The organism is Falsihalocynthiibacter sp. BN13B15, from assembly GCF_041205415.1.
GTDB lineage: Bacteria > Pseudomonadota > Alphaproteobacteria > Rhodobacterales > Rhodobacteraceae > Falsihalocynthiibacter > Falsihalocynthiibacter arcticus.
On sequence record NZ_JBGFCE010000005.1, the window covers coordinates 96,631 to 120,429 of the forward strand.

Below are 23,799 nucleotides of genomic sequence, written 5' to 3' on the forward strand. Positions count from 1 at the left end.
TTCTTACAATTTTGTCAAAAATGTATGGCACACTTAAAGTACCGAAAGGCGAAACTTTTTAAGAATATCCAATAGCTCTGAAGATGCGCGTTTGCGGTGCTCCCGAAAGAGTTCTGCAACCCCCGCCTCATCTCCAGCGGCAATCCCTTCCAGTATTTCCCGATGAACGCGCGTGGAATCCTCTGGAATCGCTCGCATGCGCAATGTCACCATTCGGGCACGGTGCGCCTGATCGAACAAAACTGAAACCATCGCCAATAACCGCTTGTTCCCGTGCAATTCTAGGAGCAACCGATGGAAGCGATCATCGGCATCGGCCCATGCATCCAGATCATTTGCCGTCAAAGCTTTTTCCATCTCCAATGTGGCCTGCTCCATGCCACTTAATTCTTCCTTACTCGGACGTCGGCGCGCCAAAGCTGCCGCAGCTTCAGGTTCAAGGGCAGTAAGTATCTCATAAATTTCGGCCATGTCTTCTAGCGAAACCGGTAACACGCGCGCGCCTCTTCGAGGAATCAACTCAACCAACCCCTCCGCTTCCAACTTAATCAAGGCTTCGCGTACAGGCGTCCGACTCATACCCAAGAGCGTAGCAATTTCCGGCTCTGGCGCCTGAAACCCTGAGGGCATCCGGTTTGAAAGAATCTCTTCTTTCAAACGCAAATAGGCATCTGCCACTCGTGTCGTCTTAACTTCTGGCACTCTCGAATTCCCCCACAGACACAACTTTCTGAATCAAACGACTATGCAGGTGTTTCAAAAAAAATGCCAGTCGTCGGAAAGCTTTCCATTCCGAATTGTTCACTGGCACTTCCTGCCATTTTGCGAGACAATCACATTCAAAATTGGGAATTTTAATGAACATTATTGCGGAACTTTCTAATCTACTTGGCGAAAAGCACGTTCTGACAGGAGCAGACGTCTTAGCTTATTCAACAGATTGGACGGGAAAATACACTTCTAATCCGCTCGCTGTTGTCCGGCCCCTAGACACTCAGCAAGTCAGTGAAATCGTCAAACTGGCAGCTGCGAATCGCATCTCGATCGTTCCAATCGGTGGAAACACCGGACTTACTGGCGCAACTATGGCCGATGGAGCCATCTTACTCTCTCTTGGTCGGCTTAATACAATACGCGAAATACGACCAGAAGCGCGCATCGCCATTGTCGAAGCGGGTGTCATTCTCTCAAACCTTCATACTGCAGCCGCAGAATTCGGTTTAAGCTTCCCCCTCACATTTGGCGCGCGTGGGTCAGCAATGATTGGCGGAAATTTGGCCACCAATGCTGGCGGCTCAAACGTACTGCGCTATGGAAATACACGTGCGCTGTGTTTGGGGCTAGAAGTGGTGCTTCCGTCCGGTGAAATCATGGACCTGATGAGCGAGCTTCATAAGGACAACGCCGGTTATGATTTGCGCGATCTCTTTATTGGAGCCGAAGGGACGCTTGGAATCATCACTGCCGCAGTTTTGAAACTCGTGCCAAAACCAGCGGCATATGGCACAGCAATGGTCGCACTCGCATCCCTTTCTCCCGCGTTGGACTTGCTCAACAAGCTGCAAATATCCACTGGTGGCGCGGTTGAAGCGTTTGAATTTATGCCGGCAAGCTATATGGAACTCCACGCCAAACTTTTCCCCAACGCGCGCGCACCGTTCGAGAAAATCCACCCCGTCAACATTTTGGTCGAAATCGGCGCGACCGCACCACGCGACACAGTGCCAAATGAAATCGGCGAAATCCCGATTGTGGACCTGCTGGAAACTGCGCTAGCTGAAATGATTGAGACTGGCGAAATTCTTGATGCCACGGTTGCACAGAATGAAACACAGCGCATAGAAATGTGGCACCGTCGCGAACAAGCAGCCGACCTCGCGTTTCACAAAAAGCCGTTTGTGAACTGCGATATTTCCGTTCCGCTGGACAAAGTCGAAGTTTTTATTTTGGAATTTGAAAACCGACTAGCGCTCATCGATCCCACAGCGACGACCCTTTATGTCAGTCATCTCGGCGACGGAAACGTCCATCCTACAATTTGGCCAAGCTCTGCGTCACCCGAACTAGAAGAACGCATTATTGAAATCCTCGAAGATGTGGTTTCTGACTTGCGCGGCAGTTTTTCTGCTGAACATGGGATCGGCGTTTCAAAGCTCGGGTCAATGGCGCGCAAGAAAGACGCGACGGCCCTTACGACCATGCGGGCGATTAAATCTGCGCTGGACCCCCTCGGGATTATGAACCCTGGGAAAATTTTGCCCTAGTGCATCCAGTCAAAAAAATCTTCTGGCGCGCGGGCGCGTAAACGGTTCGCGAGCGTCAAACCCATTTCGGCACCGGTTGAAATGGGGCCAGAAATTTCATCTGCGAGGCTCTCGCTTCCGTCTGGGCGGATAATTTCGCCCCTTAGACGCAACGTATCACCGGAGATTTCCGCCAATCCCGCAATCGGAGTCTCGCAGGATCCATCGAGTGCCGCCAAAAATGCACGCTCGGCGGCCAAGCGCTGGCCGGTCGGGATGTCGTGAATGGCTGCGAGCATCTCGCTTGACCGCGCGTCGTCGGCCCTTTGCTCAATGCCGATCGCACCTTGCGCCACGGCCGGAAGCATCTCGGACACCTCAATCGCGCTCGCGACAACATGTGTCATACCCAGCCGATTAAGACCCGCCATCGCCAAAAACGTACAGGAGGCCACCCCTTCGGAAAGCTTTTTCAGCCGCGTTTGCACATTGCCACGGAATTCGATTACGTCCAAATCAGGCCGTACTTTTTTGAGTTGTGCATGTCGGCGCATACTCGATGTCCCCACGACCGCGCCAAGGGGCAAATCGGCCAATCGCGCGACCGTCGGCGAAATAAACGCGTCACGCACATCTTCACGCGGTAAATATGTCGAAAGAACCAACCCTTCGGGCTGCTCCACGGGCATGTCCTTCATGGAATGCACTGCAATATCGATGGATTTGTCGAGCAAGGCCTCTTCAATTTCCTTGGTAAACAGGCCCTTACCGCCAATTTCCCGCAAAGCGCGATCCTGCACACGGTCGCCGGTGGTTTTGATGGCCACAATATTAAATGCCGCCTCAGGCAAATCAAATGCTGCCATCAAACGCGCCCGCGTTTCATAGGCTTGAGCAAGTGCAAGCGGAGAGCCACGGGTGCCGATATTCAGCGGTGCGTCGGGAGTGGGTAAAGTTGTTTTCATGCCCCGTGTTTACGCGCGGCAAATGCGCCTGACAATGCGTCAGTTGGCCTCTCTACCTTGACAACGCGGCCACGACACGAAAAGTGTTGCGTGAAAATCTATAGGGGCACGAAATGGCTGAACAGAAAAAACTATTGCGCGCATTAGCGGGTGAAACACTCGATGTGCCCCCCGTTTGGATGATGCGTCAGGCGGGGCGATATTTGCCTGAATATCGCGCCACTCGCGCTCAAGCAGGAGACTTTTTGTCGCTCTGTTACAATCCAGAACTAGCCGCGGAAGTTACCCTACAGCCCATCCGTCGCTATGGCTTTGATGCCGCCATCGTTTTTGCTGATATCCTGTTATTGCCGCAAGCCTTAGGCGCAGATGTTTGGTTCGTTACGGGCGAAGGACCGCGCCTTTCAACGGTCACATCCGCAAGCGACTTCAATAAGTTGACCGGTATTGATGGCATTCACGAGACGCTCAACCCAATCTATGAAACGTTGAAAATCCTCAAATCCGAACTTCCCAAAGAGACCGCCCTCATTGGTTTCGCCGGAGCCCCTTGGACCGTCGCGACCTATATGATCGCAGGGCGCGGCACCCCCGATCAAGGCCCCGCACACGCGCTAAAATCTACCGATCGTGAGACTTTTCAAAACCTGATCGACCTCATCACTGAAGGCACGATTTCCTACCTTTCGGCCCAAATCGAAGCGGGCGCCGAAGTCGTCAAACTGTTCGACAGCTGGGCCGGTTCGCTCAAAGGGGCCGACTTCAATGATTTCGCCCTCGCACCAACCAAACGCATTATTTCGCAACTCAAGGCACGCTTTCCACACATCCCCGTCATTGCCTTCCCACGGGAAGCGGGCGACGCCTACGTGGGATTCGCCAAAGCGACGGGCGCGGACTGCCTTGCAATCGACACCAAAGTTGACCTTGCTTGGGCCGCGAAAGAATTGCAAAAAGATGGGTGCGTTCAAGGCAACCTTGATCCAAAACTCATGGTTGAAGGCGGGGATCGCTTGATTTCAGAAACTAAGCGGATCAAGGAAGCCCTGTCCAACGGGCCCCATATCTTCAACCTCGGTCATGGCATCACGCCCGATGCGGACCCCGCAAATGTGGACGTTATGCTCAAAGCCCTACGCGGCTAAATCCATTTCGCCAGCGGTGGAAGACTCATCAACACGGCCTCGGGATCATGACCACTCTCGAGGCCGAATTTCGTTCCGCGATCATAAACTAAATTATATTCCGCATAGAGGCCGCGATGTACGAGCTGCGCGTCTTTGTCGGCTTCCGACCATGGCGTATTGCGACGCCGTTCGGTGATCGGAAGGAAAGCCGCTAGGAATGCGCGTCCAACATCCTGAATGAAGGCAAAATCAACGGCCCAGTCACCCGTGTTGTGATCATCAAGGAAAATGCCACCCACGCCACGCGCGCGCTTGCGGTGTGGAATATAGAAATACTCGTCAGCCCACTCTTTGAATTTCGGGTAGTATTGCGCGTCGTGGCGATCGCAATGTGTTTTTTGCACCGCGTGAAAATCGGCCGTGTCCTGTTCGTATTCAAGGCAAGGGTTGAGGTCGGAACCGCCGCCAAACCACCAGCCGTGTGGCGTCCAGAACATGCGGGTATTCATATGAACGGCTGGCGCGTGTGGGTTTTGCATATGCGCAACAAGGCTTATTCCAGAGGCCCAAAACCGTGGGTCATCTGCCATTCCAGCAAGCCCCTTACGCGCGGCCATCGCCCTTTGGGCACCCTCGCCAAGCTCGCCGTAAACCGTTGAAATATTGACACCCACTTTTTCAAATACGCGGCCACCGCGCATCACACTCATCAGTCCACCACCCGCATCACTGCCATCTGCGGACGTGCGTGAAGTCTCGCGCAACTCAAACCGACCTGCGGGAAACGGCGAAGTGGGCCCTTCAGTTTGGCTATCTTCGAGCGCTTCAAAAGCGGCACAAATCTCGTTTCGCAACGTCCCAAACCAGTTCGAAGCTTGAGCCTTCTGGGTGTCCATCTTATCTGTCATTTTAAGTCTTTCTAGTGAGCGAGCGCCGCGACGGGGTCGAGCAACGTACGTCCACCATCGATTGTCACGATCTGACCGGTCATAAAGCCACTCGCATCACTGGCTAAAAACTGCACGGACTCGGCAACTTCACTTGCACTTGCGATCCGCCCCAGAGGCGTATGGCGCGTGATGTTTTCGCGTAAACTCGCATCCTCTTTGAGGGCATGCTTCAAACTCGCGCTCATTACGCTCCCAAAAGCCACCGAGTTCACGCGAATACGGCTCGGGGCCATTGCAACGGCAAAGGATCGGGTCATTTGATCCAAGGCTGCTGTGCTCACAGAAAGCGCCATTAAATTGGGGTTGGAGCGTTGTGCCGCAATGGACGATAGGTTCACAATCGACCCGATGCATCCCTCGCTTTGGCCGTCGTCCTCGGCCTGTTTGATCATCCGTTTGGCGACCGCTTGGCTTACCCGCAAAGGCGTCATCAGGTTCTGATCAAGCAGCTTGCTCACCCCATCCGAGAGAGGGTTGAGCGGATCGGAGACAACAACTTGCCGGCTGCAATTCACAAGGATATCGACGCGATCAAAGGCGGATATCGTCGCGGAAAGAAGGTTGGCAATTGTGAGGCGTTTGCGCAAATCCCCTGCGAAGTAACGCACGGGACCGTCATCAAGGGGGCCATCTAGTTCATTTTGCAGGCGTTTTTCGTCCATGTCTGCAAACATGACATTGGCGCCTTTTGCCACGAAATGGCGCCCGATTGCCAATCCGACCCCGTTTGCGGCCCCAGTGATGATCGCCGTCTTGCCTGATATCGAAAAAGACATTCCCTAACCTCATTTTTATCGCCAAACGGAAGTTTAGATCACGAAGGCGCGCGAGTTTTTTGTACCGGTTGCGTTGCGTGGAACACTTTAAATTTATTGTCCCCAGAAACTTCAGTCACAACACGAAAGACCTCTTTTAAATGTGCTTCATAGGGCAAATGCCGGTTCGCGACGACCCAGAGATCACCACGCGGCTTTAAGAAGCGGCCAGCCGCCGATAGGAACGCCTTCCCGATATTGGGGTCGCCGACCCGCGAGGTATGAAACGGGGGGTTCATCACAATCGAGTCAAATGCGGGCAACGCCTTATAGCGCGTCACGTCCGCCCAATGAAATTCCGCGCGGGGGTCGGTAATATTCTCACGTGCACACGTAATTGCGGCAAAATCCGCTTCAACCAGATGCACGGTTTTTACAGTTTCGCGCTTGAGGATTTCACCCGTTAGCCAGCCCCAACCGGCTCCGAAATCACCCACGACTTCACCGAGTTTCGGCGGAAGTGCTGCGGCCAAAATCGCGGACCCAGGATCAATGCCATCCGCCGAGAATACACCCGGGCGCGTCACAAACCCTGGAGCGGCAAGTTGCGCCTCTTTTGGGGCAGCCCAATCTTCAAAACTAGTTCCTGCTGGGAACCAGAAGATTTTTCCATGCGCTTTTGAGATAGCAGCAGAGCAATCGGCCCTTTGGCGACACGCTTTAAACATGCCGTCGATGCCGTCGGTTTTCTGGCCATCAACCACAACAATCCCTTCCGGACAAAACGCATTTGCCATAGCAATTGCGTCTCGTGCCTCGGCTTTGGCGCGCGGCAAGAAAACAACCGCCATCGAGAATGTGCCCTCTGCTTCTGTTAGGACTGTGAAGCCCGCGTTTTCAAGCGCGTCAAAATCGGGTTTAAACCCTTGGACCGCGATAACACGTTCACGGGGCAGCGCGGAAAGATCACTGTCGGGGCCCGCGTTGAGAACAAGAATTTTACCGTCTTCGGGAAGGGTAAGAGCGGCACCAGAAAGCGCAAGAGAGAGGCGAAGATTTTGCATAATTCGGGCCGCGGCCCTATTCCTTTTCCATCGTGCACTGCAACGGGTGTTGCTTTTGACGTGCGGCGTCCATGACCTGAGACACTTTTGTTTCCGCCACTTCATGCGAGAAAACACCGACAACGGCAATGCCCTTTTTATGGACCGTCAGCATCAGATCAAACGCCTGTTGATGCGACACGCCAAAAAACCGCTCCAATACAAAAATTACGAACTCCATGGGCGTATAGTCATCGTTAAGGATCAACACCTTATACATAGGAGGCTTCGCCGTCTTAGTGACGGTTTTTGTGATAACACCCGCTTCGTTGTCTGGCGGATCATCTTTGTCAGACATCCTAGCGGGGGAGGTATTTTCGATTGACGTCACACAAGTATCCACTTCTTTTGTGACAGGAACATATAAGTTCGTTGGAGCTTATGTAAGGGGGGGCGAAGGGTTAGGTGGAGAGATTTATGCGAAAAATATCAACAATTGGGTTTGATGCGGATGACACGCTTTGGCAAAACGAGGCCTTTTTTCGCCTAACTCAAGACAAATTCGCCGTATTGTTGCAAGATTTCACACAGGCGGATCACCTCGCAGAGCGCCTTCTTGCAGCGGAACGCCGCAATCTTGGCCATTATGGATTTGGGGTGAAAGGGTTTATCCTTTCGATGATTGAAACCGCCATTGAAGTGACCGACGCGCGGGTTTCAGCAACTGTTATTCAAGAATTGTTAGACGCTGGTCAGGACATGCTTAAGCACCCCATTCACTTGTTGCCCCATGTCGAATCCACACTCGAGATGCTGGCGCCGGATCACAAAATTCTTCTGATTACCAAAGGAGACCTTCTGGATCAGGAACGTAAATTGGCCCAATCTGGTTTGGGAGAGTTTTTTGATGGAGTGGAAGTTCTATCAGACAAAAATGAAACCTCTTACCGTGGTGTTTTCGCGCGACACAATCTTAATCCAAATGAAGTGTTGATGGTCGGAAACTCCCTAAAGTCCGATATTATACCCGTCCTCGCCACAGGGGCGCGTGCCGTGTATGTACCGCACGGAATGACTTGGGAATTAGAGCACGCCACCATGCCCGTGGCCAGTGAGCGACTGGCTGAAATCCCCGACTTGTCACATCTTGGCGCTGCATTGAGCGCGTTCAACAATTCCTAACCAGACGTACCAACTCCTACATGTAGAGGAAGTCGCCGACGTAGGTACAAAATATTGAATGCAACACTTTCAAACTTAACGACTTTTTCCCAAAATTGGGTGTTTTCTGAATGAATCGGCTGTGCTAACGTTCCTGTAACAAAACAATGTCAGTCGGAAAATCGACGGCACGAGGCAGTTATAAAAAGGCGGGCGACGTGAAAACACGTCTAGGGCGGTACGTCCAATATAGATCGATTCTGATCGCGTTTATTTGCGCCACCATGTTTGGTGCGACCATGGCGCGTGCAGCCCCTTATGCCGCATATGTGATGGATGCGCGAACGGGTGAAGTCCTGCATTCCAGCAATGCTGATACGCGACTACATCCCGCTTCTTTGACAAAAATGATGACCCTATACGTGGTGTTTGAGGCGGTAGAGAACGGCGAAATTTCCCTCGACACCAAAGTTTTGATCTCAAAGAAAGCGGCAAGTGAACAGCCATCAAAGCTCGGCTTAAAATCAGGGCAACGTATTGAACTTAGATATCTGATTCGAGCCGCGGCGGTCAAATCAGCCAACGATGCCGCAACGGCCCTTGGCGAAGCCATTTCAGGAAGTGAAGCCGCCTTTGCCCGCAGGATGAACCGCACAGCAAAAGCCATGGGGATGACCAAAACAACCTTTAAAAACGCACATGGCCTCACCGAATCTGGACATCTTTCGACAGCCAGCGATATGTCCAAGCTTGGGCGGCACGTCTTTTACGACTATCCAGCATATTACAACCTATTTTCGCGTATTTCGGCGGATGCGGGTGTTGCAACCGTCAACCATACAAACCGCCGCTTTTTGAAAGCCTACAAAGGGGCCGACGGAATCAAAACGGGGTACACGAACGCGGCCGGTTTCAATTTGGTCGCCTCTGCTGAACGTGGTAACGTTCGCATTATTACCACTGTTTTCGGCGGGCGCTCCACGGCATCTCGCAACGCAAAAGTTGCGGAACTCATGGACCTAGGCTTTCGACGCGCCCCCAAGACAGCCTCTATACGTAAGCCAAAACGCCCAGCATATGTTGGCAATGACGGCAGTGGTGCCGCCATGGCCGCAGCAACAAACACTGGTTCCAAAACAATCCGCATAGTGACCGCCGTAAACACAAGCCTACGCCCCATACCGCGTCCGACGGTTGTCATGACCGAGCAAGTGCCAATGGATGCAATTGCGGCCTCTCTCCAAGACACGATTGAAGATGCGTTACGTGAGGCACAAGACGTAAAGTTTGATGAAGTTTCGCGTGCACCGCAAGCGCGACCAGAAGCTTTTGACACGCCTTCCGAGACCATCGTTTTGGCCGCAGTAACGCCAGAAGTCCACATCGCGCAAGAAACTCCCATCGTGGTGACACGTGTTTCAAATTCCACAGACCGATACTGGGGTGTCACGGTTGGGACATTCAATACCCGCTACCAAGCGGAGCGTGCGTTGCTCAAGACTGCACTCCGCGAAATGGCGACTTTAGATGGCACCGTGCGTAAGGCGCAGAGTTCCAGCCAAGGTTTCAAAGCAAATTTCACGGGAATGTCTAAGGATGCCGCAGAACTCGCCTGCCGCCGCTTATCCGCCCGTAGCACCCCCTGTGAAGTCATTACACCGGCATCTTAGGGGCGAGGTTCATCGTCCCAATCGTCGCTTAATATCCGTGCGCTGTCACCTTTAGGGTCTTCAAATTGCCCCCGCCGCAGCGCCCAAAAAAACGCACCCAGACCCAAGGCTCCAAGGCCAAGCGAAATCGGGATGAGGTAGGCGATAATCTGCATGTTTTACCTTAGGCGCAATGCGTTGAGGGATACGGTAATCGAACTTGCCGACATGGCGAGGGCTGCAGCAAGGGGGGTCGCCAATCCTGCAACGGCGATCGGCACGGCGATCACATTATACAGTGTCGCAATGCGGAAGTTTTCGCGAATGCGTTTGGTCGCGTTTTGGGCTGTTTTAAGCGCGTCAGGAAGCACGGAAAGATCATTCCCCAGCAGCACAACATCCGACGCAACACGCGCGGCATCAAGGGCGGTCGCGGGCGACATCGACACATGAGCGGCGGCAAGCGCGGCCGTGTCATTGAGGCCATCTCCGACCATCAAAACGTGATGGGATTCGGACAGTGCGTTCACGTAATCCGCTTTTTGCGCAGGCAGCACCCTCGCACTATAGGTCGGAATGTTCAGCGTTTGCGCGAGCGTGCGCACAGAGGCTTCGGTGTCCCCCGACAGAAGATGAACTTCGATTCCCCTCGATAAAAGCTCCCGCACAGCTTCTTCAGCACCCATTCGAAGGGTGTCTTCGAAACCAAACGACACTGCGGCAGAAGCGCCAACTTTGAGGTAAGTAGATGGGCCAGTGGCCCCCGACGTATCAGCCCCGAGCCAATCGCCGCGCCCAAGACGAACCGGCAAGTCGTTCCACATCCCCTCAAGCCCATAACCCGGCTTTTCGACAATATCTGTGACAAGCTGCGCGTTTGGAACATCCGATCCCGCTCCCATCTGCGCCAAGGCCCGTGCGAGGGGATGGCTTGATCCCTTCGCGAGGGCGCCGGCAATCTCCAAATCCAACTCCGAGTGTTCAGTGCTCGCCAAAATCGGGGTGCCTGTCGTTAGCGTGCCTGTTTTGTCAAAGACAACGCAATCCACTTGAGCGAGGCGTTCTAGGGCGGTCTCGTGCTTGATGAGCATTCCGCGCTTAAAAAGCCGCCCCGAGGCTGCCGTTGTGACCGCAGGGACCGCGAGTCCAAGGGCGCAGGGGCATGTGATAATCAAAACGGCAGCAGCCACATTGATCGCTTGGCGCATGTCGCGTGTAAAGAAATACCAGCCGATAAAAGAGGCCAATGCAAGGATATGCACACCAGGCGCATAGAGCTTGGCCGCCTGATCGGCGAGGGATGTATAGCGACTACGACCACTTTCGGCGATGGCCACAAGGTCGGCCATTTGATGGAGCGAACTATCGCGGCCAATGGCCGTGGCCCGAATGACTAACGGCCCTGTGAGGTTCACTTCGCCCGCACTAATCTGATACCCGGGGGCGGCAAATATCGGCAAAGTTTCCCCCGTCAGAAGCGAGCGATCAATCTCGCTTTCGCCCGTTAGGATCACCCCGTCCACCGGCATCCGCGATCCTGGGCGCACCAAAACATGATCCCCGACGGCTAGGGCTGCCAACGGCACCACCTCCTCTGTCGGCCCCCCGGTGCTTCCATCGCTCAAGCGGATCGCGCGAGGGACCTCCAGCGCGGCAAGCTCTTCGGCCGCCGAGCGCGCCACCGCACGTGTGCGGTGGTCAAGGTAACGTCCCGCGAGTAGGAAGCAGGTTAGCGTGAGGGCCGCGTCAAAATAGGCGTATTCCCCCGAATGCATCGTCTCATACAGGGATGTGCCTAGCGCCAGCGCAATAGCGAGGGCAATCGGCACATCCATATTCATCCGCCCCTTTGACAGCGCCGAAAAGGCACTCGCAAAGAAAGGCTGTGCCGCGAAACCAACCGCAGGAAACGCAATGGCCGCGGAAATCCAGTGGAACATATCGCGCGTGGGCCCCTCGGCCCCCGACCAAACGGCAACCGACAAGAGCATCACATTCATCGACGCAAAAAACGCAACCGCGAGGCGCATCAAAAGTGCGCGGCCCGCCGTGTCGGTTTGCGTCGCGGCAATGGTATCGGCATCTAGCTCATGCGCTTCAAAGCCGATTCCGTCCAAGACAGAAATCAACGCCTCGGCATCAACCTCCGGCTCAGCTTCAACTCGCACACGTTTGAGCGTCAGGTTGACCCGCGCATTTGTCACGCCTTTGGTTGCCAAAAGTCCCCGCTCAACAGCCGAAATACAAGCGGCGCAATGGACCGTCGGAAGCGAGAGCATAATTGGTTCATGCTGGCCTGTCGCGGCCTGAACCCGCGCAGCAAGAGCTTCGGCCGCTGGCGCCGCCGCACATGCAGGACAGGCAGCCATAGAGCTCATTACTTCGTTTTCACATGGATGACGACACGTTGTTCAAACGGTGTTCCATCCACAGAAACGGCCTGCATGCGGAAATTCCAGTTGCCGACATCAAGCTCAGCAGGCGTGCTAAAAACACCGTTGGCATAGGTGAAACTGGGCAGAGTATCCGCGCGATCATGGGTCGCACGTCCTAAGATGCCCGAGATCTGTTGTGCCTCAACGGGTGTGCCCGCTTCGTCCGTTATGGCAATCTCCAAAACGCCATCGGCGTACGTCGGTACAACGGTCCATCCAAGTGCAAGTTGCGTCTTGAGTTTGTCGTTGAACTGTTGGCTGGCCACATAGGAGTTTTTCACCTCAAGCCCCGGGAAGGTACTCACCGCATAATAGGCCATCGTGAGATTCACCCCGATAACAATTGCAAACGCCCCTGAGACAAAGAAAAAGACTTGCCGACCTGTGATTGGTTTACTGCTCATTTTCCGTTCCCATTAAAAATCGTGTCCTTGTAGGCGCGATCGAGTGTTTCGGTATCTTCAATCCAAATCCTTACCGGCGTGCTATCGGTTTTTGCGGCGGCCGAGCCGGATGGGGCGACGATGTGAACCCGCTGCATGAAGGTCTCGTCGGGGTTCACCATGACCACATTATTTTCGCGATCGTCAACTTGCACAGTTAAGTCGGCGTCGGAGGTGATAGACACCTGAAAGCCGCGCTCATCGCCAAGTTTATTGCGCAACCTTACTTCGTATGTGTTGCGAATAGAACCGTCCGAAAGCGTTACATACGTCGGATTGCGCACGGGCGAGATCACGAAATCGATATCACTGCGAATAAAGAGCGCAAACATAAGGCCGAACCCAACCAGCGACCAAAGCACGGAATAAAGGATCGTGCGCGGACGCAGGATATGCTTCCAGAGCGAACGCGGCGGTTTGCCCGCCATTTCTGCGATTTCATCCGTGAGGGCCATATAATCGATCAACCCACGCGGCTTGCCGATCCGGTCCATAACCTCGTCGCAGGCATCAATGCACAACGCACAGGTGATACATTCAAGCTGTTGTCCGTCGCGAATATCGATGCCAACGGGGCACACATTCACGCAGGCCATACAGTCGATACAGTCGCCCTGCGGCGCCACATCAACGTCCGGTTCGAGCGCAGCTTTTTGCAATTTGCCACGAGGTTCGCCGCGCCAGTGACGATAAGCCACCATGAGCGTGTCTTCGTCGGTCATCGCTGCCTGAATACGTGGCCATGGGCACATATAAATGCAAATCTGTTCACGCATAAATCCGCCAAAAACGAAGGTCGTGAGCGTCAGGATAGCGATTGTTGTATAGGCAATCGGATGCGCGGTGCCATGCAATAAATTCACGGCCAACGTGGGTGCATCCGTGAAGTAGAAGACCCAAGCGCCCCCTGTCGCGACCGCGATGAGGAGCCAAACGGCCCATTTCGTCAACCGAAGACGTACCTTGCGCGCATCCCACTTAGCATTCCAGAGGCGCACACGGGCGTTTCGGTCACCGTCAATCCAACGTTCCACCAGAATGAACAAATCCGTCCAAACCGTTTGGGGACAAGCATATCCACACCAGACACGGCCCAGCGCGGACGTAAACAAAAACAACCCAAGCCCGGCCATAATCAACAGACCCGCGATGAAATAAAACTCATGCGGCCAGATTTCGATCCAGAAGAAAAAGAAGCGGCGATGGGCCAAATCAATCAGCACGGCTTGGTCAGAAAGACTCGCTCCGCGGTCCCAACGCACCCAAGGGAGCAAATAGTAAATCCCAAGCGTAACCGCCATAATCCACCACTTCAGGTTCCGAAAGACACCCGAAACGCGGCGTGGAAAAATTGGCTCATGGGCCGCATAGAGTTTTGGTGGTGTGTCTGACGCGCTCATTTACGCCTCCTTGGGCCTATAGTGAACTGCACTAATGGTGGAAATCACCGCGCGGTTCTTTGATGTGTATCAAAGTTTCACACAAACGCGAAATTGTCCCTGCGACCAATTCGAAATCAGGCAGGCTGTGCGCCTTGGTCGCAGTGCAAAACGCAAAAACGGCAAGACCCCGAAGGAGCTTGCCGCCTTTGTTTTGGTACTGCGCCCTAAGAAACGCGCGAACAGGACAGGACGTCAGCACCATACTAAGGACTCGCGCCCTCAGAACTTGTTATTCGCCACCGCCAAGACCGTGGACATAGACCGCAACGGCGCGAATATCTGATTCGCTCAAACGTACATTCCATGCCGGCATCACGCCAAAGCGGCTGTAGGTAACGGTTTCCATGATCGTTTCGCGATCACCTCCGTAGAGCCAGATTGCATCCGCAAGATTCGGCGCGCCTTGACTTTTGTCACCTAGAGCCTCGTCACCGTGACAGGCAGCGCAATTATCTGCAAAAATGGTCGCCCCAGCGAGCGCCATCGTTTGATCGGCGGCATCATCTGAAAGCGAGAGAACGAATTCCGTAACTTGTGCGATTTCTTCTTCTTCAAGAATGTCGCCAAAAGCTGGCATCTCTGAGTAACGCGCATCGTCGTTGGTTTCGTTGCGAACACCGACGGTGATTGTTTCATTGATCGCTTCGATCTCGCCCCCCCAAAGCCAGTCATTGTCGAGCAAGTTGGGGAAGCCAACAGCCCCCGCAGCACCCGACCCGTGACATTGCGAACACCACGTTGCAAAAACCGCCCGTCCATTTGCATTGGCAAAATGGAGAAGTTCGGGATTATTGGCCACTTCGCTCAAATCCGCAGCCACCAACTCTTCGCGCAGATCAGCATTGGCAGCCTTGAAATACGCAATATCTTCGGCCACTTCGGCGCGGGTTGAGTATCCAAGCACCCCCCGTGTCGCCCCGTTGATCAAGGGCCACGCGGGATAGGCGATGGAGTAGCCAATACCCCATATGATGCAGGCATAAAGCGTCCAGAGCCACCAACGCGGCAAAGGATTGTTGAATTCTTCAATCCCATCCCAACTGTGGCCTGTTGTTTCCGGATCTTGTTTTTTCACAGGTTTCTTTGACATGGCTACGCCTCCTCACTTTCGTCTCTGGGCGCCTTTGAGGCCTTTGGGGCCACATCGGGTGCGGGGTGGTCTTCATGTTCAAATGGGATATTTGCCGTCTCTTTATAAATCTTTTTGCTTCCCGGCCGGAAAACCCAAAGGAACACCCCCAAGAAGAAAGCGAACATAAGGAGCAATACCCAGCTGTCGGCAAGCTGACGCAAGAATGTATACATGATGCGCCCTCCTAGCGGTCTGGGTCGGGCGTGAAGGTTGAGAAATCAACCAATGTCCCGAGCATTTGAAGATACGCCACCAGCGCATCGGTTTCCGAAATACCCTCTTGGCCATCGAAGTTGCGCACCTGCGCTTTTGGATAGCGTTCGAGCATATCGTCATAGTCGTTGTCTGGATCCGCTTGCGCCATAAAGTCAGCTTGGGCGTTGTCCAACATTTCTTCCGTATAAGGGACGCCGACCATTTTATGCGCCTGAAGCAAATCGCCGATGTATTTACCATCGATCAAATTATCCTCAAGGAAGCCGTATTTTGGCATGATTGACTCGGGCACCACGGATTGTGGATTGTTGAGGTGCGCGATGTGCCACTCGTCCGAATAGCGGCCACCAACACGCGCAAGGTCTGGACCCGTGCGTTTTGAACCCCATTGGAACGGGTGGTCATACATGCTTTCGGCCGCCAGACTATAGTGACCATAACGCTCGACCTCGTCGCGCATCGGGCGGATCATCTGGCTGTGACAGACGTAACACCCTTCGCGCACATAGATTTCGCGCCCCGTCAATTCGAGCGGAGAATAAGGACGCATGCCCTCAACGTCTTCGATCGTATTTTGGATGTAAAACAGTGGCGCGATTTCTACGATCCCCCCGATGGAGACAACCAAAAGGCTGCCGACCAACAGGAGAGTCGCATTTTTCTCAATGACTTTGTGTTTGTCGAGAATTCCCATATCTGAACCCTCCTTATTCTGCGGCGACCATCGCGGGGGCCTTTTCAGGGGCCCGCACAACAGTCATCCAGAGGTTATACGCCATGATCAATGCGCCAGAGAGGAACAGAACTCCGCCCAAACCGCGTACGACCAACATTGGGAATTTCGGGCCAAGCGTGTCAGCGAATGCCCAAACAAGGAACCCTTGTGAGTCAACCTCGCGCCACATCAGACCTTCCATAATTCCGGTGACCCACATGGAGGCCGCATAGAAAACGATACCGATTGTGGCCAGCCAGAAGTGCCAATTCACAAGCTTGAGTGAATAAAGGCGCTCTTTGTTCCACAGACGTGGGAAGAGATAATACATCGCACCAAAGGTGATCATACCGTTCCAACCAAGCGCACCAGAGTGCACGTGACCAATGGTCCAGTCTGTATAGTGGCTGAGCGAGTTGACCGATTTGATCGACATCATCGGCCCCTCGAAGGTGGACATACCATAGAAGCCAATCGAGACGACCATCATCCGAATGATCGGATCGGTGCGCAACTTATCCCATGCGCCCGAAAGCGTCATCAGACCGTTGATCATCCCACCCCAGCTTGGCATCCAGAGAATAATCGAGAACACCATACCAAGCGTCGTCGCCCAGTCAGGCAGTGCGGTATAGTGAAGGTGGTGTGGCCCCGCCCAGATATAAAGGAAAATCAGCGCCCAAAAGTGGATGATCGACAGCTTGTAGGAATACACTGGACGTTCGGCTTGCTTAGGCACGAAGTAGTACATCATTCCCAAGAAACCCGCCGTGAGGAAGAAGCCCACTGCGTTATGGCCGTACCACCACTGCGTCATCGCATCCTGAACCCCAGAGAAGAGCTGCACCGAGCGTGACCCAAAGATCGACACCGGAAGGCTGAGGTTGTTGACGATATGTAGCATCGCCACGGTAACAATGAACGAAAGGTAGAACCAGTTGGCCACATAGATGTGCTTTTCTTTGCGCTTCATAATGGTGCCCATGAAAACCAGTAAATAGGCGACCCAAACAATCGTTAGCCATATATCGACGTACCATTCAGGTTCGGCGTATTCTTTGGACTGTGTTGACCCGAGCAGATACCCCGTCGCAGCAAGAACGATAAAGAGGTTGTAACCCCAGAATACAAACCACGCGAGATTGCCGCCCCAAAGGCGCACCGCAGAGGTACGTTGAACAACATAAAAGCTGGTACAGATCAGTGCGTTACCACCAAAGGCAAAAATAACCGCCGAGGTATGCAAAGGACGAAGTCGCCCAAAATTGGCATACCCTTCGGCCCACTCAAAGTTCAGGACAGGGAAAGCCAGCTGGAACGCGATAAACGTCCCTACTAAAAACCCAACAATGCCCCACGCCACAGTGGCAACCGCCCCCGCGCGAATGACATCGTCCATATATCCAGTTGGAGCTGCCTTTTTGGGCTCCCCTGTTTGGCGCAATGTCCAAACAAAAAGCCCAGCAGACACAGCCATAACCAATAAGGCGTGCACCTGATAAGCTAAATCTCTTGCGTAATTTGCAGCAATGGCGGCGAAAACCGCCACCAATGCAAGCAAGAGCAGCTTAAAATAATCCCACATTTTTTGTCCCTTCGTCCATTCCCGTCGTGATTCTAATCACGCGAGTGCGTTCTTATAATTTTTCAGGTAACTTTTCAGACTAATACCGCGCTTTGATCCATGTCAATTCATGCCATCAAAAGGTTGATCGAGGTCAAAGAACAACAATGCACATCCTCCTAGTATCCACATACAACATAAAGGGAGACCCTCCATGGCCTATAAGTCAATTCTTACGTTTATGACGGATTCAATAACCAGCGCTGCCGCTCTTAGCTATGCGGCAAATATGACAACCGAGCAAAACGGTCACTTGGATGCGTTTTGCCTTGGGATCGACCGCACTCAGGTCGGGTATTATTACGCAGGCGCCAATGCACTGATCCAGCAAGAAGCCTTTGCGCACGCCCATGAGGACGCAGAAAAAAGCGAAGCATGGACGCGCAAAACTCTAGAAGGGTCGCCATTTACTTGGGCAGTCGACAAAGCCACCGTCGCTTTGCCCAGCCTTGCCCGTCTCGTCTCAATTCACGCGCGCTTCTCTGACATTGTTGTTCTTCCAAAACCCTATGGTGAAGGCCGCGGCGGTCAAGACGAAGCTCTCCTAGAGGCGGCCTTGTTTGAGGGGCACGCGCCAACCATTATTGTGCCAGACAAAGCCAAATCGGCTGTTAAACCCAAGCGGATCGTGGTTGCGTGGAATGAGAGCCTAGAAGCCCTGAACGCAATTCGCGCCGCTCTGCCCCTTATGATCTCTGCGGATTTAGTAAATATCACGATAATTGACCCGCCAGCCCATGGGGCCAATCGCTCAGACCCCGGTGGTCCGTTGTCGCAAATGCTGGCTCGTCATGGCGTGAAGGCCGAGATTTCCGTGCTCGCAAAATCCCTACCGCGCGTCGCGGATGTTTTAACCCGCCATATCGTGGACACCGATGCGGACATGTTGGTCATGGGGGCCTATGGGCATTCACGTTTCCGCGAAGCCATCTTAGGCGGCGCCACACGTCACATGCTTGAACGAACTGAAGTACCAGTATTTATGGCGCACTAGGAACGCTTTGGGCGGGAGTTTTTTTCCGCCCAATTTGCCTACGAGGGCATTCCTCCATCCGAATCATCTCCGGCTTCCGCTAGCAATCGTTGAAAGTCCGGAATCCGAACGTGGCGCTTACCGTCGAGTTCGATGACACCGCTTTTCTTGAGCGCTGTAATTTGGCGACTCACGGTTTCAATCGTCAAACCAAGATAATCACCCATCGCTTCACGGGTGAGCGGCAAATCAAATTCCAAGGTTGTCCGCATGCCCTCGCCCGAAAGCGGCGTGCTGCGCTGGCCAATGATGGCAAAGAGACTCGAGATTTTTTCGCGGGCCGTTTTGCGCCCCAAAAGCAGCATCCATTCGCGCGCAGCGTCCAATTCATCCAGCGTCATTTCCAGCAAACGGCGGGAAATCGCAGGGGTGGACGCCACCAAGTCCTCAAATGGTTTCTTGCGAAAACAGCACATTACAAGATCCGTGGTCGCTGTTACCTCATAGGCGGCAATCGCGCGCCCGGGACGTCCGACAAAATCTGAGGGAAGCAAAAGGCCAACCATCTGCGTGCGGCCATCTTCCATTGTCTGGCTTAAACAGGCGATTCCAGACACAACAGACGCCACAAAATCCATGCGATCCCCCGCCCAAACAACCGTCTGACCCGCCTCATAGCTCCGGTAATATTTAATTTTCTCAAGCACATCCAACTCGTCTGGCTCGCACCGCGCACAGACAGCGCGTTCGCGAATTGGGCAGTCACCGCAGGAACTAAAGCCTAAATTTATGTCCGCTGGTCTCATTATGGTCTCTCGATTTGATTTGTGTCAAAGCCATGCCGCCGAGACTACAATTAGGGTATCCGGATGGAACAAAATATACAACTTGCCCGTCACGGACTTTTCGACGCGCGCGTGCCGCGTTACACCAGTTATCCGACCTCGCCACATTTTTCCGCTGACGTTGGGCACGAGACTTTCGTGAACTGGATTTCCGCGATCCCGGAAGGGCGGCAGATTTCGCTTTATGTGCATGTGCCGTTTTGCCGACGCCTGTGTTGGTTTTGCGCCTGTCGCACCCAAGGAACAACATCGGATGCGCCGGTCCGCGCCTACCTTGAGGTCCTGAAAGCCGAGATCGAATTGCTGCGGGCGACGTTGCCAAAAGGCGTTACCCTCGAGCGGCTTCACTGGGGCGGTGGTACGCCCACTCTCCTCGCTCCCGACATGATGACGGAACTGGCGGAGGCAATTTACAGCGTCGCCCCCCTCGCGCCGGATGGGGAGTTTTCAGTTGAAATCGACCCTAACGAAATTGACGACGCGCGTTTAGATGCCCTTGCAAAAGCGGGTATGAATCGGGCCTCAATTGGCGTTCAGGACTTCGACCCCGAAATCCAAAAAACAATTGGCCGTGAGCAAAGCTACGAGCTCACAGAATCCGCCATCACTGCAATCCGCGCACGCGGCATCGCATCGCTCAATGCCGATATTCTCTATGGTTTGCCGCACCAAACACCCGAAAAAATCACCCAAAGCGTGCAAAAGTTACTCTCGCTTTCACCGGACCGAGTAGCGCTCTATGGCTACGCCCATGTTCCCTGGATGGCGCGTCGTCAAAATATGATCCCCGAGGAGGCCCTCCCTTCCCCTCAAGAACGTTTGGCCTTATTTGAAGTTGCTCGGAAATTGTTTGAATGGGACGGGTATACCGCCGTAGGGATCGACCATTTCGCCCTGCCCTCCGACGGTCTCAGTATCGCCCAAAAAGCGGGTAGACTGCGGCGGAATTTTCAAGGGTATACCGAGGACACGTCGGATGTGCTGATCGGGCTTGGGGCATCATCGATCTCCCGCTTTCCTCAGGGATATACTCAGAACGCTGCGGCGACTTCGCAACATATCGCGGCCATCCGTGGTGGGAATTTTTCAACGAAAAAGGGGCACAGTTTTTCTGCCAACGATAAGCTGCGCGGTCGGTTGATTGAAGTTCTGATGTGCGACTTTAAAATAGATACGGGTCAGATTGCCAAGGAATTTGGGCTGCCAAAAGCGGAAATATTGCTCCTAATAGAACCCGTGGCCTCACAGTTTTCCGACGTGGTCTCTCTATCGAATGGCGTGCTTAAAATACCGCCTGCATTCCGGCCTCTCACACGAGTCATCTCACGCGCCTTTGACGCCTACGCCCTCTCTAAAACAGGCCATAGCTCGGCCGTTTAGGCCGAGGTTACGTTCAGATCTAGAGCAGCAGCAATAAGAGCGCGGGTGTATTCCGTTGTCGGGTTTTCGAATATCTGTTCGCTCGTCCCTGCTTCGACCACATCGCCATCTTTCATAACAATCACTTTATGACTGAGGGTGCGAACAACTTTAAGGTCATGGCTGATGAACAAATATCCCAGTTGATATTTCTTCTGAAGATCTCGCAGAAGCGCAATGATTTGCTGCTGAACAGTCCGGTCTAAGGCCGAAGTTGGCTCATCGAGCACCACAAGTTTTGGTCGCAAAATCATCGCACGCGCGATGGCAATACGTTGGCGTTGCCCACCCGAGAACTCGTGCGGATAGCGATCAATGGTGGCCGGATCGAGCCCCGTTTCCAGCATCATTTCTTTGACCAAATCCAAGGGCGCGCGGCCTTGCGCCACGTCGTGGATCGCCAAACCTTCGGCAATAATCTGACCTGCGGTCATGCGTGGTGATAGGGAGCCGAACGGGTCCTGAAACACAATCTGCATATCGCGGCGCAACGGAGTCATGTCGCGATTTTTAAGGGAGTCAATCGCCCGCCCATCAAACTCAATTTGACCCTGTGATTGAATGAGCCGCATGATAGCGAGCGCGAGGGTCGTTTTACCCGACCCCGACTCGCCAACGATCCCGAGGGTTTCCCCCGAACGCACCGAAAGGCTCGCCTGATTGACAGCTTTGATGTGCCCAACAGTGCGCTTGAGGAACCCTTTGTGAATCGGGAACCAAATCCGCAAGTCCGTGGTTTTAATCAATGGCTTAGCATCCGAAGGTACAGGTTCTGGCCGCCCCGCGGGCTCCGCATCGAGCAATTGTTTTGTGTAGGGATGCTTGGGTGCGTCAAATATCTCGGCTGTTGGCCCCGTCTCTACGACCTCGCCATTGCGCATCACCACTACCCGATCCGCGATTTTGCGCACAATCCCCAGATCGTGGGTGATGAACAAAAGGCTCATGTTCTCACTCTTTTTAAGCTCCGATAAAAGCTCAAGGATTTGTGCTTGAATGGTCACATCCAAAGCCGTTGTTGGCTCATCCGCAATCAGAAGCTCCGGTCCGTTCGCGAGGGCCATTGCGATCATCACACGCTGCCGTTGGCCACCAGAAAGTTGATGCGGGTACGCATCAAGTCGACTGCGCGGGTCTGGGATTCCAACTTTTTCAAGCAGTTCAACAACGCGATCTCGCGCAGCCTTTCCCGTCAGTCCCTGATGCAAGGCGATGCCCTCAACCAACTGTTTTTCGATGGTATGTAGAGGATTAAGCGAAGTCATAGGCTCTTGGAAAATAAAGCTAATATCATTTCCCCGCACACGTCGCAGATCTTTATCGGGGGCGCCGATCATTTCCGTCCCTTGATAGATAACGGAGCCTGAAATCCGAGCACTTTCTGGCAGAAGCGACACAGTGGACAACGCAGTGATCGACTTTCCCGATCCTGACTCGCCAACCAACGCGACGGTTTCGCCTTCACCGACCTCAAAGGAAACCCCTTTGACGGCCTCATTTAAAACGCCGTCCTGCATGAAGCCGATGTGGAGGTTACGGACTTGAAGTGCGGTCTTCATTGGAACACCTTTCGGGGGTCAAATGCGTCGCGGATTCCCTCGAAAATAAAGACGAGGAGTGACAGCATGATAGTGAAGGTGAAAAACGCCGAGAAGGCCAGCCACGGAGCTTGAAGGTTTTGCTTGGCTTGCTGAGTCAACTCGCCGAGGGACGGCGACGAAGACGGCAATCCATATCCGAGGAAATCGAGGCCCGCGAGGCTTCCGATTGTGCCGGTAATGATGAATGGCATTAACGTCAGGGTCGCGACCATAGCGTTCGGCAGCATATGGCGGAACATAATCACGCGATTGGAAACGCCCAAAGCCCGCGCCGCGCGCACGTATTCAAAGTTGCGTGCCCGCAAGAATTCGGCTCTAACAACGCCCACAAGGGCGGGCCAGCCAAAGAGGATCATCACAAAGACCAAGAGCCAAAAACTTCGCCCTAAAACGGCGAACAGGATGATGATGACGTAGAGGCTTGGGGTTGAGCCCCAAATCTCAAGGAGCCTTTGAAAAATGAGGTCTACGCGTCCACCAAAATACCCCTGTACCGCACCCGCGACGATCCCAAGAACCGAAGAAATGCCCGTAACGACAAGGGTAAAGAGGATCGACAGGCGGAACCCGTAAATCACCCGCGCCAAAACATCGCGTTTCGTGTCATCGGTACCGAGCCAATTGTAGCGATCGGGCGGCGAAGGAGCGGCACCGGGGCGATTCACTTGGTTGCGGTAATTGTTTGGAATGAGAGGCCAAATCATCCAGCCCCTGTCGATCTTTTCACCCGCAATTTCGCCGTCTTCCGCGTCTAACATTGTTTCTTCAGGCGTATCATAACAGTCGAGATTGCCGCCTGTCTTGATTAGACATTCCTGACTAACCCAAGCGTAATCGGCGGCGACGGGTAAGTCCCCTCCGAATGTCTCTTCCGAGTAAACGTTGAATATTGGGACGTAAAACTCACCCCGATACTTGACCAAAATTGGCTTATCATTCGCGATAAATTCTGCGAACAAGGACAGTCCAAAAAGCACGGCGAAAATAATCAACGAATAGAACGCGCGGCGATTTTTGCGGAAGTTTGACCAGCGGCGTTGGTTCAGCGGTGAGAGCTTCAT

At 53.6% G+C, this 23,799-nt stretch carries 23 protein-coding genes; 6 read left to right on the forward strand and 17 right to left on the reverse strand.

The annotated features are described in order from the left end of the window. Positions 1 to 33: 33 nt before the first annotated feature. Positions 34 to 702 carry a GntR family transcriptional regulator gene (locus AB9F26_RS10240; protein ID WP_039001908.1) on the reverse strand — a complete coding sequence of 223 codons (669 nt, stop codon included), beginning with the start codon at positions 700 to 702 and terminating at the stop codon, positions 34 to 36. A gap of 155 nt (positions 703 to 857) precedes the next feature. Here AB9F26_RS10240 and AB9F26_RS10245 point away from each other — a divergent pair, with 155 nt between their 5' ends. Beyond that, positions 858 to 2,264, forward strand: coding sequence for an FAD-binding oxidoreductase (locus AB9F26_RS10245; protein WP_369767966.1), 1,407 nt, complete (start codon positions 858 to 860; stop codon positions 2,262 to 2,264). Here AB9F26_RS10245 and hemC read toward each other — a convergent pair. Beyond that, positions 2,261 to 3,208, reverse strand: a complete 948-nt coding sequence (gene hemC / locus AB9F26_RS10250) for a hydroxymethylbilane synthase (RefSeq protein ID WP_369757602.1) — start codon at positions 3,206 to 3,208, stop codon at positions 2,261 to 2,263. The two genes, AB9F26_RS10245 and hemC, sit on opposite strands and share 4 nt — an antisense overlap. A gap of 113 nt (positions 3,209 to 3,321) precedes the next feature. Here hemC and hemE point away from each other — a divergent pair, with 113 nt between their 5' ends. Beyond that, on the forward strand, positions 3,322 to 4,353 hold the full coding sequence (hemE, locus tag AB9F26_RS10255) for a uroporphyrinogen decarboxylase (protein WP_335583704.1): 1,032 nt from the start codon (positions 3,322 to 3,324) through the stop codon (positions 4,351 to 4,353). Here the strand turns inward: hemE and hemF are convergent. From hemF to clpS, 4 genes are read right to left on the reverse strand one after another with little or no spacing between them, the layout of a single operon-like run. Continuing rightward, on the reverse strand, positions 4,350 to 5,243 hold the full coding sequence (hemF, locus tag AB9F26_RS10260) for an oxygen-dependent coproporphyrinogen oxidase (RefSeq protein ID WP_335583705.1): 894 nt from the start codon (positions 5,241 to 5,243) through the stop codon (positions 4,350 to 4,352). The genes hemE and hemF overlap by 4 nt on opposite strands. Positions 5,244 to 5,254: 11 nt before the next feature. After that, positions 5,255 to 6,061: an SDR family oxidoreductase gene (locus AB9F26_RS10265; protein WP_335583706.1), complete on the reverse strand. Its 807-nt coding sequence runs from the start codon at positions 6,059 to 6,061 to the stop codon at positions 5,255 to 5,257. 38 nt (positions 6,062 to 6,099) lie between these two features. Beyond that, entirely contained in the window at positions 6,100 to 7,104 is a 1,005-nt protein-coding gene (locus AB9F26_RS10270) for a methyltransferase (RefSeq protein WP_369767967.1), read from the reverse strand. 16 nt (positions 7,105 to 7,120) lie between these two features. Then, on the reverse strand, positions 7,121 to 7,441 hold the full coding sequence (gene clpS / locus AB9F26_RS10275) for an ATP-dependent Clp protease adapter ClpS (RefSeq protein WP_039001901.1): 321 nt from the start codon (positions 7,439 to 7,441) through the stop codon (positions 7,121 to 7,123). 119 nt (positions 7,442 to 7,560) lie between these two features. On the opposite strand from clpS, the gene AB9F26_RS10280 reads away from it, so the two are divergent. Next, entirely contained in the window at positions 7,561 to 8,265 is a 705-nt protein-coding gene (locus tag AB9F26_RS10280) for an HAD family hydrolase (protein WP_335583708.1), read from the forward strand. Between the two features lie 263 nt (positions 8,266 to 8,528). Then, positions 8,529 to 9,914, forward strand: a complete 1,386-nt coding sequence (locus tag AB9F26_RS10285) for a D-alanyl-D-alanine carboxypeptidase family protein (RefSeq protein ID WP_039002014.1) — start codon at positions 8,529 to 8,531, stop codon at positions 9,912 to 9,914. On the opposite strand, the gene ccoS is transcribed toward AB9F26_RS10285, so the two are convergent. The 8 genes from ccoS to ccoN form a co-directional block, all read right to left on the reverse strand. After that, positions 9,911 to 10,069 carry a cbb3-type cytochrome oxidase assembly protein CcoS gene (gene ccoS / locus AB9F26_RS10290; protein WP_039001899.1) on the reverse strand — a complete coding sequence of 53 codons (159 nt, stop codon included), beginning with the start codon at positions 10,067 to 10,069 and terminating at the stop codon, positions 9,911 to 9,913. The two genes, AB9F26_RS10285 and ccoS, sit on opposite strands and share 4 nt — an antisense overlap. Before the next feature lie 3 nt (positions 10,070 to 10,072). After that, positions 10,073 to 12,271, reverse strand: a complete 2,199-nt coding sequence (locus AB9F26_RS10295; RefSeq protein WP_369767968.1) for a heavy metal translocating P-type ATPase — start codon at positions 12,269 to 12,271, stop codon at positions 10,073 to 10,075. Next, positions 12,271 to 12,732, reverse strand: a complete 462-nt coding sequence (locus tag AB9F26_RS10300; protein ID WP_039001897.1) for a FixH family protein — start codon at positions 12,730 to 12,732, stop codon at positions 12,271 to 12,273. The genes AB9F26_RS10295 and AB9F26_RS10300 overlap by 1 nt, the downstream gene beginning before the upstream one ends. Continuing rightward, the gene (ccoG, locus tag AB9F26_RS10305) at positions 12,729 to 14,171 is read right to left on the reverse strand and encodes a cytochrome c oxidase accessory protein CcoG (protein WP_335583710.1); all 1,443 of its coding nucleotides are present in this window, start codon (positions 14,169 to 14,171) and stop codon (positions 12,729 to 12,731) included. The genes AB9F26_RS10300 and ccoG overlap by 4 nt, the downstream gene beginning before the upstream one ends. 271 nt (positions 14,172 to 14,442) lie before the next feature. Further along, positions 14,443 to 15,303 carry a cytochrome-c oxidase, cbb3-type subunit III gene (ccoP, locus tag AB9F26_RS10310; RefSeq protein WP_369767969.1) on the reverse strand — a complete coding sequence of 287 codons (861 nt, stop codon included), beginning with the start codon at positions 15,301 to 15,303 and terminating at the stop codon, positions 14,443 to 14,445. 2 nt (positions 15,304 to 15,305) lie between these two features. After that, positions 15,306 to 15,518: a CcoQ/FixQ family Cbb3-type cytochrome c oxidase assembly chaperone gene (locus AB9F26_RS10315; RefSeq protein WP_039001894.1), complete on the reverse strand. Its 213-nt coding sequence runs from the start codon at positions 15,516 to 15,518 to the stop codon at positions 15,306 to 15,308. Between the two features lie 11 nt (positions 15,519 to 15,529). Next, a complete protein-coding gene (gene ccoO / locus AB9F26_RS10320; protein WP_369767970.1) occupies positions 15,530 to 16,255 on the reverse strand; it encodes a cytochrome-c oxidase, cbb3-type subunit II in 726 nt (241 codons plus the stop codon). A 13-nt stretch (positions 16,256 to 16,268) separates the two neighbouring features. Next, the gene (ccoN, locus tag AB9F26_RS10325) at positions 16,269 to 17,861 is read right to left on the reverse strand and encodes a cytochrome-c oxidase, cbb3-type subunit I (RefSeq protein ID WP_335583713.1); all 1,593 of its coding nucleotides are present in this window, start codon (positions 17,859 to 17,861) and stop codon (positions 16,269 to 16,271) included. 193 nt (positions 17,862 to 18,054) lie between these two features. Between ccoN and AB9F26_RS10330 the strand changes: the two genes are divergently transcribed. Beyond that, positions 18,055 to 18,894: a universal stress protein gene (locus tag AB9F26_RS10330; protein WP_335583714.1), complete on the forward strand. Its 840-nt coding sequence runs from the start codon at positions 18,055 to 18,057 to the stop codon at positions 18,892 to 18,894. Positions 18,895 to 18,932: 38 nt separating this feature from the next. Here the strand turns inward: AB9F26_RS10330 and fnrL are convergent, their stop codons facing one another. Then, entirely contained in the window at positions 18,933 to 19,679 is a 747-nt protein-coding gene (gene fnrL / locus AB9F26_RS10335) for a transcriptional regulator FnrL (RefSeq protein ID WP_369754771.1), read from the reverse strand. Between the two features lie 63 nt (positions 19,680 to 19,742). Between fnrL and hemN the strand changes: the two genes are divergently transcribed. Beyond that, positions 19,743 to 21,098, forward strand: a complete 1,356-nt coding sequence (gene hemN, locus AB9F26_RS10340) for an oxygen-independent coproporphyrinogen III oxidase (protein WP_369767971.1) — start codon at positions 19,743 to 19,745, stop codon at positions 21,096 to 21,098. Here hemN and AB9F26_RS10345 read toward each other — a convergent pair. Both AB9F26_RS10345 and AB9F26_RS10350 read right to left on the reverse strand, forming a co-directional pair. After that, positions 21,095 to 22,696 carry an ABC transporter ATP-binding protein gene (locus AB9F26_RS10345; protein ID WP_369767972.1) on the reverse strand — a complete coding sequence of 534 codons (1,602 nt, stop codon included), beginning with the start codon at positions 22,694 to 22,696 and terminating at the stop codon, positions 21,095 to 21,097. The two genes, hemN and AB9F26_RS10345, sit on opposite strands and share 4 nt — an antisense overlap. Further along, on the reverse strand, positions 22,693 to 23,799 hold the full coding sequence (locus AB9F26_RS10350) for an ABC transporter permease (protein ID WP_335583718.1): 1,107 nt from the start codon (positions 23,797 to 23,799) through the stop codon (positions 22,693 to 22,695). The genes AB9F26_RS10345 and AB9F26_RS10350 overlap by 4 nt, the downstream gene beginning before the upstream one ends.